This window comes from Anaerocolumna aminovalerica (assembly GCF_900115365.1).
GTDB classification, from domain to species: domain Bacteria; phylum Bacillota; class Clostridia; order Lachnospirales; family Lachnospiraceae; genus Anaerocolumna; species Anaerocolumna aminovalerica.
On the sequence record NZ_FOWD01000003.1, the window covers coordinates 187,288 to 200,044 of the forward strand.

11 protein-coding genes are annotated in these 12,757 nt (G+C 33.2%); 4 read left to right on the forward strand and 7 right to left on the reverse strand.

Annotated elements, in window-relative coordinates; translation table 11 throughout:
- Positions 1-198 precede the first annotated feature (198 nt).
- Both BM183_RS02990 and BM183_RS02995 read right to left on the reverse strand, forming a co-directional pair.
- Positions 199-2,487, reverse strand: a complete 2,289-nt coding sequence (locus tag BM183_RS02990; RefSeq protein ID WP_091684290.1) for a hydratase — start codon at positions 2,485-2,487, stop codon at positions 199-201.
- A 449-nt stretch (positions 2,488-2,936) separates the two neighbouring features.
- The gene (locus BM183_RS02995; protein WP_091684291.1) at positions 2,937-3,959 is read right to left on the reverse strand and encodes a sugar kinase; all 1,023 of its coding nucleotides are present in this window, start codon (positions 3,957-3,959) and stop codon (positions 2,937-2,939) included.
- A 340-nt stretch (positions 3,960-4,299) separates the two neighbouring features.
- On the opposite strand from BM183_RS02995, the gene BM183_RS03000 reads away from it, so the two are divergent.
- The 3 genes from BM183_RS03000 (at position 4,300) to BM183_RS03010 (ending at position 6,080) form a co-directional block, all read left to right on the forward strand.
- Positions 4,300-4,491 (forward strand): ferredoxin, encoded by a 192-nt coding sequence (locus tag BM183_RS03000; RefSeq protein WP_091684292.1) that lies wholly within the window; start codon positions 4,300-4,302, stop codon positions 4,489-4,491.
- A 252-nt stretch (positions 4,492-4,743) separates the two neighbouring features.
- Positions 4,744-5,664, forward strand: coding sequence for an aspartate carbamoyltransferase (gene pyrB, locus BM183_RS03005; protein WP_091684293.1), 921 nt, complete (start codon positions 4,744-4,746; stop codon positions 5,662-5,664).
- Positions 5,658-6,080, forward strand: a complete 423-nt coding sequence (locus BM183_RS03010; RefSeq protein WP_091684294.1) for an aspartate carbamoyltransferase regulatory subunit — start codon at positions 5,658-5,660, stop codon at positions 6,078-6,080. The genes pyrB and BM183_RS03010 overlap by 7 nt, the downstream gene beginning before the upstream one ends.
- A 252-nt stretch (positions 6,081-6,332) precedes the next feature.
- On the opposite strand, the gene BM183_RS03015 is transcribed toward BM183_RS03010, so the two are convergent.
- Both BM183_RS03015 and BM183_RS03020 read right to left on the reverse strand, forming a co-directional pair.
- Positions 6,333-6,920 (reverse strand): superoxide dismutase, encoded by a 588-nt coding sequence (locus BM183_RS03015; protein ID WP_207650123.1) that lies wholly within the window; start codon positions 6,918-6,920, stop codon positions 6,333-6,335.
- A 226-nt stretch (positions 6,921-7,146) separates the two neighbouring features.
- Positions 7,147-8,817 (reverse strand): formate--tetrahydrofolate ligase, encoded by a 1,671-nt coding sequence (locus BM183_RS03020; protein ID WP_091684295.1) that lies wholly within the window; start codon positions 8,815-8,817, stop codon positions 7,147-7,149.
- A gap of 321 nt (positions 8,818-9,138) precedes the next feature.
- On the opposite strand from BM183_RS03020, the gene BM183_RS03025 reads away from it, so the two are divergent.
- On the forward strand, positions 9,139-9,792 hold the full coding sequence (locus tag BM183_RS03025; RefSeq protein WP_308742441.1) for an HAD family hydrolase: 654 nt from the start codon (positions 9,139-9,141) through the stop codon (positions 9,790-9,792).
- Between the two features lie 442 nt (positions 9,793-10,234).
- On the opposite strand, the gene BM183_RS03030 is transcribed toward BM183_RS03025, so the two are convergent.
- The 3 genes from BM183_RS03030 to BM183_RS03040 are packed head-to-tail and all read right to left on the reverse strand — an operon-like array spanning position 10,235 to position 12,589.
- Positions 10,235-11,608, reverse strand: a complete 1,374-nt coding sequence (locus BM183_RS03030) for a sensor histidine kinase (protein WP_091684297.1) — start codon at positions 11,606-11,608, stop codon at positions 10,235-10,237.
- The gene (locus tag BM183_RS03035; RefSeq protein WP_091684298.1) at positions 11,605-12,291 is read right to left on the reverse strand and encodes a response regulator transcription factor; all 687 of its coding nucleotides are present in this window, start codon (positions 12,289-12,291) and stop codon (positions 11,605-11,607) included. Before BM183_RS03035 ends, BM183_RS03030 begins: the two co-directional genes overlap by 4 nt.
- Before the next feature lie 25 nt (positions 12,292-12,316).
- Positions 12,317-12,589 (reverse strand): SHOCT domain-containing protein, encoded by a 273-nt coding sequence (locus BM183_RS03040; protein ID WP_091684299.1) that lies wholly within the window; start codon positions 12,587-12,589, stop codon positions 12,317-12,319.
- Positions 12,590-12,757: the final 168 nt, after the last annotated feature.

Below are 12,757 nucleotides of genomic sequence, written 5' to 3' on the forward strand. Positions count from 1 at the left end.
TGTAATGTTGGCTTTTTCTATACTATGCTAACATAATTTAAAACTGTCAACAAAAGGGTTCTGATTTAGAATACTGGAAAAATCAGTAGAAAATTAGCCATTCTGAGAGTAAACTAAATATCTTAGTATTCACTCTTAGAATGACTATATTTTAATATCTATTCAATTAAATTCTAATAATTAAAAACTTTGTATTCCTTAATTTTTATCTCTATAATAATTGATTAAACATCCACTTTGAATAATATCTCTTTCGTCTTCTGTTAATTCGCCTAAACTCAAAGTAAATTCCTTCATATCTTTGTCTACAACATAAGCTTTTATTTCAGAAGCCTTTTCAGCTACTGCCTTTTTAATATCCTTGATATAAATATAATCTCCATTGTCAAAAGGTATCTCTTCTTTTAATAAGAAGGGAAGCATACCCCAGTTAATAAGATTAGAACGGTATCTTTTCGTAGCATATTCTTTTGCTATATTAGCTAGTCCACCCAGAACCTTCTGACAGCTTGCTGCCTGTTCTCTAGCAGAACCGTCGCCTGGTTTTACAGCATAGATTACACTTCCGATTTCTGTTAGCTTAGGATCTACTGAGAATTTTTCATTTATTTTTTCAAAGATTCTTTCTACTTCCTTATTAGCAGCATAGATATCTTCTCCTGCAATTCTTGCTTTCTCTGCTTTTTGAATCTCTTTTGCACGTCCCACATAAGAAGGGTCTTTTCTTGACAGAGTAAATTCTGCTAACTTTAATGGGTTTGAACGGTAAGAGGAAGTTTCGCCGGAAGGAATTAATTCGTCTGTTGTAGTTACCGGATCATGGATAACAGAAACTACTTTAAGCACCAAATCCTCTGTTAAAGGTGACATGGCAGGCCAGTCCACAATACCCGGGCCAAACTTTATTTCCACGGAAGGATCCGCTTTTCCTACTCCGTTATATACACGGTTGTCATATATTTTACTGTCAAAGAAATATTTTGGTTTGCTAAAGTTTGCATCTATATTCTCAGCAGATGTTAAATATCCTTTGTTTGCTGCAGTAGCTGCAATAGAACGTGCATCCATTAAGGCTACGGAAGCAATTTGTCCATTGGTAATCTTAGAACCTTCTCTATTAGGGAAGTTTCTTGTTGTATGACGGATACTAAAGCTGTTATTTGAGGGAACATCCCCTGCACCAAAGCATGGACCACAGAAAGCAGTTCTTATGGTAGCACCTGTCTCCATTAATTTTGCAACGCTGCCATTCTTAACTAATTCCATAAAAATCGGCTGACTTGCAGGATATACACTAAGTGAGAATTCGTCTGCACCGATATAAGCTCCATTTAAAATATCTGTGGCATCACAAATATTTTCAAAACCGCCTCCGGCACATCCGGCAATAACACCCTGTTCTACATAAAGTTTTCCATTTCTGATTTTATCTTTCAATGTATATTTAATATCATTATTATCCAGGCTAATACCGGCTTTCTTTTCAACTTCATCAAGAATATCATATAGGTTGGCATTCACATCATCGATAGTATATACATTGCTTGGATGAAAAGGCATAGCTATCATAGGCTTAATTTCTGATAAATCAACATAAATGAAACCGTCATAATAAGCAACTTTCTTTGGTTTTAATTCTTTATAATCTTCTGCCCTATTATGTATCTCATAAAATTCTTTTACTTTATCATCGGTAGTCCAAATAGAAGACAGACAAGTTGTTTCCGTTGTCATAACATCAATACCGATACGGTAATCTACACTTAGATTCTCAACACCATCCCCTATAAACTCCATAACTTTATTATTAACATAGCCATTGGAAAATACTGCTCCGATAATTGCTAAAGCAATATCTTGAGGTCCCACACCTTTTCTTGGGGTTCCTGTTAAATATACACCTACAACACCCGGCATATTTATATCATAAGTTCTGGAAAGCAGCTGTTTAACAAGTTCAGGACCGCCTTCTCCTATAGCCATAGTCCCCAATGCTCCATAGCGGGTATGACTGTCAGAACCCAAAATCATCCGGCCCCCTCCGGCTAACATTTCTCTGGCAAACTGATGAATAACTGCCTGATGAGGTGGTACATAGATTCCACCATATTTTTTCCCGCAGGATAAACCAAACATGTGATCATCTTCATTAATAGTTCCGCCTACAGCACACAAACTATTATGACAATTGGTAAGTACATAAGGAACCGGAAATTTTTCTAGTCCACTTGCTCTTGCTGTCTGAATGATTCCTACAAATGTAATATCATGTGATGTTAATTTATCAAATTTAATTTTTAATTTTTCCATGTTACCGGAAGTGTTATGAGCTTCCAATATTTCATAAGCTAATGTATTCTTAGCCGCTGATTCTTTGGTACACTCTTCGCCAAGCTTTTGGAATAAAAGTTCTGAAGTTACATTTTGTTCATCCACAATTTCAGCACCATTTAATACATAGGCACCTTTTTCATAAAGTTTAATCATATGCTTCTCCTTCTATATCTATGTAAATGTGTAACTGGGCTATCTTTATTTCATTTTACATGAACAGAAAACCATACATGATCCTTGTTCTTTATACAGAATCATTTTTTCTATTCCGTTTTTATATATAATAATGGTTCATTGGTAAATAATCAAGATATTTTTATATTTATATAAGATATTTTTAATAAATTTACATTTTTATAAATTGTAGATAAAATAGATATGCAGATAAAAGAAAAAAAGAACTGTTTCTAAATTCTTCCATTCTCAGAACCAATTCAGCAGAGATGAATATAACGCTGGAAGAATCTACATTTTTAATAAGATTCTTTACCTAAATTCAAAAAAGCTGAATTGATTCTTAAAATAACAGATTAGAAACAGTTCTTTCATGATAGCTTAAGATACAGTAAAAAAATTAATTTTTATTCATAATTATAAACAAACTATCTTTGTACACGTCCGGAAGCATCTCCCCCAACTAACGTTTCAACATCAGCACGGGTAACTAAGTTATAATCTCCAGGAATGGTATGTTTTAATGCAGAAGCTGCAACTCCGAATTCTAATGCATCTTTCATATTCTTTCCATCGATTAGACCACAGATCAATCCGGCAGCAAAGGAGTCACCGCCACCTACACGGTCTACGATTCTTACATTGTATTTTCTTGAATGATAGAATTCTTTACCGTCATAGATGCATGCTGACCAGCCATTGTCAGATGCAGAATAACTTTCTCTTAAGGAGCTTACTACATATTTGAAACCAAATTTATCAATCATCTGTTTGAAGATGTCCTGGTATCCTGCTAATTCAAGTTCACCGCTAGTTACATCTGTACCGCTTGGTTTAAAACCTAACACTTTTTCAGCATCTTCTTCATTACCAATACATACATCAACATATTGCATTAAATTAGTCATAACTTTTTGAGCTTTTTCAGAAGTCCATAATTTTTTACGGAAGTTTAAGTCAACGGAAACTGTGATTCCCTTTGCTTTAGCTGCTTTTAAAGCTGCTTCTGTTAATTCCGCTGCTCCATCGCTTAATGCAGGAGTAATACCTGTAAAATGGAACCAATCAGCACCATCAAAAATAGCATCAAAATCAAAGTCAGATGCAGTAGCTTCTGCAATTGAAGAATGAGCACGGTCATAAACTACGTTAGAGGCTCTCATGGAAGCACCTGTCTCTAAGAAATAGATACCTAATCTTTCTCCGCCTTTTGCGATAAATTCAGTATTTACATTATATTTTCTTAATGATGCAACAGCACAATCTCCAATAGGATTCTTTGGAACTTTTGTTACAAAATAAGCATTATGTCCATAATTAGCTAGTGATACCGCTACATTAGCTTCACCACCACCATAATTCACATCAAAACTGTCAGCCTGAATAAATTTTTCATATCCTGGAGTAGATAATCTTAACATAATCTCTCCCATTGTTACTATCTTTGCCATAATAATATCTCCTTTATTTATTATTTGGACGTCTATTTTTGACGTTATTCCCATTAAGTATAATTTTATACAACATAAATTAACCTGGCTATTCATAATAACTAGGTTAACCAAAAGATAAAAATATCATTCTTTTCCTGTTGCTTTCCTATTAATCCTTAATTCCTATGTAATACACTAGTATACTTGATTATTCTACATATAAATCTATCTTATGTCAATTACTATTTTATTTTTAAGCAAAACTCTCTATTCTTTTTAACAATATTTGTTTCTTCTTTGCATAATTTACAAGTGTTTTAGCAATAATAGGATTGATAATTAGGAAGGAGGCATTTATATGAAATCAAAAGTGGATCCAGATTTGTGTATCGGATGCGGGTTATGTCCAAGTATATGTCCGGAGGTTTATAGTATGGGTGATGACGGTTTAGCACATGCAATCGAAGAAGAAATTCCGGAAGATCAACTGCAGGATGCGGAAGATGCCCGTGACGGCTGTCCTGTTAGTGCAATTGATTTATTTGAATAATATTTACATTTATATGATTATTAAATACCTATACCCTTGTTAACAATATGAGATGTTGCATACAATTAGTAATATATTGGCAGCATCTCTTTTTTACTTTACTAAATACATATTTTAGTTACCTTTTATTAAAATTTACTATGAAAGTTATAAATAATATTAATAATTAAAGCAGAAATAACTATTGTAATCAAAAAAATGCTATAGTATAATATGCAGTTGAATACAAACAAAATTATTATGGAGGTGCTTATGAAACATTTAATTAGTCCCCTTGATTTATCTGTTTCAGAATTGGATGAAATCTTAGATTTAGCGGAAAGCATAATTCAAGATCCCAAAAAATATGCTAATGTTTGTCATCATAAAAAATTAGCTACCCTATTCTATGAACCAAGTACAAGAACTCGATTAAGTTTTGAAGCTGCTATGTTGAATTTAGGTGGCAGTGTATTAGGTTTTTCTTCAGCAGATTCCAGCTCCGCTGCAAAAGGCGAAAGCGTTGCTGATACCATTCGTGTTATATCCGGTTATGCCGATATATGTGCTATGCGACATCCAAAAGAAGGTGCACCTTTAGTCGCTTCTAAATATTCTTCTATTCCTGTTATCAATGCTGGTGACGGTGGTCACAATCATCCTACTCAAACCCTTACCGATTTATTAACAATGAAACAATTAAAAGGCAGATTAAACAATTTAACGGTAGGATTATGCGGTGATTTAAAATTTGGACGAACCGTTCATTCTTTAATTAATGCATTAGTTCGTTACGAAAACATATCATTTGTACTTATTTCCCCAGAAGAATTAAGAATACCAACTTATTTAAGAGAAGAAGTTTTAGAAGCAAATAACATTTCTTATAAAGAAGTAAATGTATTGGAAGAGGTTATGCCTGAATTAGATTTACTCTACATGACAAGAGTACAAAAAGAACGTTTCTTCAATGAAGAGGATTATATTCGTTTAAAAGATTCTTTCATCTTAGACCGAAAAAAGATGGAATATGCAAAACCGGATATGCTTGTACTACACCCTCTTCCACGTGTAAATGAAATCTCAACAGATATAGACGATGATCCCAGAGCCGTATATTTTAAACAGGCCCAGTTTGGTGTATATGTAAGAATGGCTCTGATTATGAAACTATTGGAGGTGGAAGTATGTTAAATATTGGCGGATTAACAAAAGGTATCGTAATTGACCATATTGCAGTTGGTGGTGCTATGAAAATATATGAATATCTGAATTTAAAAGATATGGATTGCAGCGTTGCCATTATTAAAAATGCAAGAAGCAATAAAATGGGCAAAAAAGATATAATTAAAATTGAAACATTTGATATTAACATCGACAACCTTGGTGTATGGGACAGCAATATTACTATTAATATCATAGAAAATGGAGTTATTAAAGAGAAACGTAATCCCAGACTTCCCGAACAGGTAACAAATATAATTAAATGTAAAAACCCAAGATGTATCACTTCCATTGAACAGGAATTAAAACATGTTTTTAAATTAACAGATCGTGAAAAAGGCATTTATCGCTGTATTTATTGTGAGCAAGCCTTTAAAAAATATTAAAGAATTATAGCATTTTATAAATAGTATTATTTAACACCCCACAAAACAAAAGAATGGTGCAGACATATCTTAGATGCCAAGCACCATTCTTCAATATACAGTATTATCTTTTTCGCCATTATCACATGCGGCAATAATTCCACCTGGTCTATCAGGCCTGTATTATTGGTATTATTACATCCAGTGTCATTATACATCAGGTTTTTCCATACCGTATTATCTTTTCGTCTTTATACCAAGAATTACATACTTCTACAAGCAGCTTTCAAAACGTGCTTTTATTACTTCCCAATCAATATTATTCATGAATTTATTAATATACTCTGCTTTGTTATCTGCATATTGCAGAAAATATGCATGTTCATACATATCAAGTACAATAAGCGGTATGGATATTTGTACATTACCAACGTCATGAGCATCTAAACTGATATTCCTATAACGATTGGAACGGGGATCAAAGCAAAGGATAGCCCATCCCCTACTGGCTTTAGCCGTAGCCACAAAATTCTTTTTCCATTTATCATAGCTGCCAAAGTCCCTGTCTAATGCTCTTTTTATCATGTCATCCGGCTGAGTTTCATAACCACCTATATTTTCAAAATAAAATTCGTGAAGTATAACTCCATCTAATGCATAGGTTTCTCCTCTTTTTAATCCTCTAAATTTACTGTACGTGGAATTGGCACCTTCTAAGTCAGGTTCCTTCATTAAAAGTTTATCAATTTCATTTATTTTATTAATATATCCTTCGTATAATCGCATATGAACATCAAATTGCTCTCTGTTAATAACAGTTACATCATCCGTATATTGGAATTCTAATTTTACTAATTCCAATTTACACCTCCAAAAAATTGTTTTTCTATATTATACGCAAGATATTTATTTTATCCACTAAAAAACAGATAAATACAAGCCTGTCCTATTTCCAATATTTTTTAATCATAAAGAAGCTATTACAAATCTTTCATCCGAACTGTAAAGTAAAGAATTAATTAAATTTGATTCTTTGAGTACGTTCTAAATGAATTTTTTATTTGCAACAGCCTCTTTATGATTCATATTAGAATAATCCTGTTATAATTCCCTCATTATTTACATCAATTCCTTCTGCCGCTGGAATCTTTGGTAAGCCCGGCATAGTCATAACAGTACCGGTAATGGCTACTACAAATCCTGCCCCCGCTGATACATATACTTCTCGAATATTTATATTAAAGCCTGTAGGACGGCCTAATTTCGTAGCATCATCCGATAAAGAGTACTGATTCTTTGCCATACAGACAGGGACTTCTTTAAAACCAAGACCCTCTATTTTTTTAATTGCTGTTTCAGCAGCCGGATCATAAGTTACAGAGGCTGCCCCATAAATTTCTTTCGCTATGGTTTCTATTTTATCTTTTAGAGATAATTCTTTCTTATATAAAGGTGTAAATCTGCTTTCTTTCGTTTCCAAAGTATTTATTACTTTACCTGCTAATTCAATACCACCGTCGCCGCCCTTTTCCCATACTTCAGATAAAGCAAATTCACAGCCTTTCTTTTCACAGAAATCTTTTACATAAGTTAACTCAGCTTCTGTATCAGTTAAAAAACGATTTAAAGTAACTATAATTGGAACACCGTATTTTTGTAAGTTCTCAATATGTTTTTCCAGATTTGCAATGCCGATCTTTAATGCCTCTAAATTTTCACCGCCAAGTTCTGTCTTTGGCACACCGCCATTGTATTTTAAGGCCCGAACTGTTGCTACCAATACTACTGCATCCGGTGTTAAACCTGCACTGGTACATTTTATATCAAAGAATTTCTCAGCACCTAAATCGGCACCAAAACCTGCTTCTGTAACCACAATATCCGCCAGTTTCAGTGCAGTTTTCGTCGCCCTTACACTATTGCATCCATGGGCAATATTTGCAAAAGGTCCTCCATGAATAATTGCCGGAGTATTTTCTATGGTTTGAATCAGGTTTGGTTTTAAAGCATCCTTAAGTAAAGCTGCCATAGCCCCTACCCCATTCAATTCTTTCGCTGTGACCGGTTTACCGTCATAGGTATAGGCAACAATGATTCTGCCGAGTCTGACTTTTAAATCTTTCATATCATCTGCAAGGCAAAGAATAGCCATAATTTCTGATGCTACCGTAATAATAAAATGGTCTTCTCTTACAACTCCATCTGTTTTACGGCCAAGGCCAACTACAATATTACGAAGAACACGATCATTCATGTCTACACAGCGTTTCCAGACTATTTGATTGGGATCTATATTTAGAGCATTTCCCTGATGGATGTGATTATCCAGCATTGCAGCCAGCAGATTATTAGCTGATGTAATGGCATGAAAATCACCGGTAAAATGCAAATTTAAATCTTCCATAGGAACAACTTGTGCATATCCGCCGCCGGCAGCACCTCCTTTGATACCAAAGCAGGGTCCTAAAGATGGTTCACGCAATGCAATTACTGCCTTTTTATTCAGTTTGCCTAACGCCTCACCTAAACCTACCGTAGTGGTGGTTTTTCCTTCTCCTGCAGGAGTTGGATTAATTGCAGTGACTAAGACAAGTTTTCCGTCTTTATTATCCTTAACTTTATCCCACAATTCGTCCGATAACTTAGCCTTGTACTTACCGTAATATTCCAGGTCATCTTCTTTAATATCAAGTTTTGAAGCTACTTCCTTAATATGTACTAATTTTACATCCTGAGCAATCTGAATATCAGTTTTCATTTATACACCCATATCACATCCGTTCGCAGGTTTAATGCTCTGTTTTAAGATTGTGATACCGCCACAAGAAATCAAGTTGAAAGAATCATTTTGTGGCATCCTTTCTACAATTATTTTCTTTCAACCCTGTAAACATGATGCCATTTTTCGGCTTCTTAAAATTTATGATTTGTTATAATCTATTATAACAAATCAGTGTAATAATAAAAGACTAAAATATATTATATTTTATCTGAATACTAATTAATATTTATACTTTGACCTTATTCTGTTCCCGGGTTATAATGAAACTAATACTATTTTAAGGAAGGCAGGATAATTATGACTTATACTACAGTAATCTTTGACATGGATGGTACCCTCTTAAATACTCTGGAAGATTTAAAAGACAGCTTAAATTTTGCTTTAAATCAAATGGGTTTTCCTCCTAGAACTATAGACGAAGTAAGACAGTTTGTGGGAAATGGTGCAAGACGCTTAATAGAAAGAGCGGTTCCTGCAGGAACTGCCAAAGAAGATGGGGATAGATGCTTAGACATATACGGAAAACACTATGCAACAAATATGCAAAATAAAACCAGACCCTATGAGGGGATTATAGATATGCTAAAAGAATTAAAAGATAGGAAATATAGACTGGCCATCGTTTCTAATAAATTTGATGCTTCCGTAAAAGCCCTTTGTAAAGAACACTATAATGACTATATTAAGGTTGCTATTGGAGAATCCAGGCATGTTGCCAGAAAACCTGCCCCGGACAGCGTGTTTACTGCAATAAATGAATTAGGTTCTAAAGCTGAAGAAACTATTTATGTAGGTGATTCTGACGTGGATGTACATACCGCTCATAATGCCGGTTTAAAATGTGTCGGCGTTACCTGGGGATTCCGAAGCAGAGAAGTACTTCTTAATGCAGGAGCCGATTATATTATAGATAAACCTATGGAATTAATTAATATTCTAGTGAATGCTTAAACTTTATATTAAAAACTGTCTTTCTGAGCCGTAAGATACTTTTCATATGCCATTCCAGCCGTAGGTGAAGAAAATATTTTTTATATAGTTTTAACCGATAGGCAAAGAATCCATTTCGCGACTGTGATTTAATTTGTGTCTTTTCTGATTTTCATGGCTTAGATTTTACAAAATCCCAGATATGCCGTAAAGGATGTACCCTTGCCTTGACTGCATTTCCGGGATTTTTATATTGAGAATTAAGCCCAAAATCATAGTCTGTGTAAACGTAGTTTACACAAAATGAATTACAGAACATCCATTTTTTCCATAAATGGTTCTCTAACCATTAGGCGAAAATCCATTTTCATATATGATTCTCTAACTATTAAGCGAAAATCCATTTTAAGTTCTTCTTCTATCGCCTAAGAATGAATAGCATATTTTCGTAATACCAACTTAGCTATTTTTCTTTAGGCAAATGCAGGGTAAATTTACTCCCCTTATTTAATTCCGAGGATACTGATAGTTTACCATTGATGCTTTTCATGTTCTCCATGGCTACATATAGTCCAATACCTTCTCCATCTGAATTTAGTACATAATCACTTCTATAATAAGCTTCGAATATTTTATTCTGATCTTCTTTACTGATTCCAATGCCATTATCCTCAATGGTTATTAAAACCTCATCTTTTACTAATTGATAGTTAATTTGTACCCTGCCCCCTGGATTCGTATATTTATATGCATTTGTAAGAATATTATAAATGGCTTGGCTTAGTTTGTATGGATCGGTAAATATATTTATTTTTTCATTGCCTATTAAATCAAGTTCAATTTCTTTTTTTTCATATTGTGCTCTTAATCCACTTACTATCTGCCTTAATAAATGACTGATATTAATCTTTTCCTTTTTGTTTGTGTCAAATTCCTTTTCAGCATCAATCATACTACTCATATTAGTAATAATGTTAGTTATATTCTCTATTTGATTCTCACATATTTTGATTTCCTCCGGAGTCAATTCAATGACTCCATCTTCTATTCCTTCTAAATGGGTTTTCATAATGGTGAGAGGCGTTCTGGTTTGATGAATCATTTCATCAATTAGTGCTTTCCTGCTTTTTTGTTTTATTTTAAGTCTTGTTTGTAAGGATTCCAGACTTTGTTGTATTACTCTGATTTCCTTCACATTAGACCGAAGTTTTATGGTTTTGTTTCCAATATCAATGTTTTGAGCCATATCAGCAGTCATAATCAAATCTTTACTGGTATTTTTACTTATGAGAATTCCGATTATGATTACAAATATTAAAACAATACCGATGGAATATAAGCTATTTTCTATAAGTGATGATTGAAAAAGCCAGGCATCTATGGAATTTTCAGCAGAACTGTATTTTGTGATATTAACCTGGCCAATGACCTTATTCTCATATCGGATTTCCGCATGATCAATTTCTTCCAGTCCAGGATTATAATTTCCCATCATCATACCGTGCATGCCGTGTCCATTCATCATACCTTTTCCCATTGAATTATTACTGCTGACATCTGCCAAAAGAAGGCCTTCCCCATTATATACTTTTATTCTGTTAATTGGATCAACCAGATGGGTTTCTAGTTGAACTGCCATCTGGTTTTTTGAATAATTTTCTGCAGATAATGTTTCTGTTATATATGCAACAATTTGATTAAAATGTTTTTCATAATTATCTTGAACATAATCTTTAAAATATTTATCAGTTAAGGAACTTAAAACAAATGAATTAACAACAACAGATAAAACTGCTACTAGAACAAGAATAATTAACCATTGTTTTCTTATAGTCATTGTTCCTCACCTCCAAATATATAGCCGGCCCCATATTTTGTTTTAAGCAATTTCGGATTTTTCGGATTGTCTTCTATTTTTTGGCGAATTCGTTTTATATAACTGTCAATATTACGATCATATCCTTCATAATCTTCTCCATAGGATAATGTTATCAATTGTTCTCTTGTAAGTATCTGACCTTTATTCATAAATAAGGTTTCTAAAAGTTTATATTCAGCAGTTGTGATAGAAATTTCCTGTTCCTCTTTAAATAGCTTCATACTGCTTGTATATAAACTTAAATCCTTATATTTATAAATGATTTCATCCGAATCATGATAAATTCTTTTTAAGAATACTTTAATGCGTTTCATCAATTCTCTTGGACTAAAAGGTTTTACTACATAATCATCTGCACCTATTTCAAATCCTTTTAAACGGTCCATTTCTTCTTCTTTTGCCGTTACTAAAATAACCGGTATATCAGAAATTTTACGTATTTCTTTTAGAACTTCAAACCCACTGATACCGGGCATCATAATATCCAACAGAACAAGGTGGAATTTATTTCGATTAAAGAAATCCAAAGCTTCAAATCCGTCTTTTGCAATTACATAATCGTAACCTTCTTTAATAAGATATTTGGCTACCACATTACTGATCTGATCTTGATCTTCAACTAATAAAATATTGTACTTCATAATTCCACCTCGTTCTAAATATATACTATTTATTTTCCAGAATATCTTTACGTCTTAAATATTCTTCTTCACTAATATCACCATTGGCAAATTTGACTTTTAAATTGTCCAGTGCAATGTTTGAAATTGTCTTAGACTTATTATTTTGAATCAATTTAACAATAAATATAACGGCTGCTATAATTAATAAAGTTGTAAAAATAATAGTTAACCAGTTATTGTTCATAAATCCAAGACCTGGGCAACTGTAGCTGCTGTTTCTAAAGGAATCAAAATAGTATCCTCTTCCATGCATCATAAAAATCACTCCTTTAATTTATTTATCTTCTGAAGATAAACTTATTATATAAGCAGATTATGACTAAAATATGATTTTACTTTAACACTGAAAAAAATAGTAGTCAATAACGCAGAAAAAATAAAGGGAAAGCATCTGAATAAATCATTTAATGCTTTCCTTTATTAT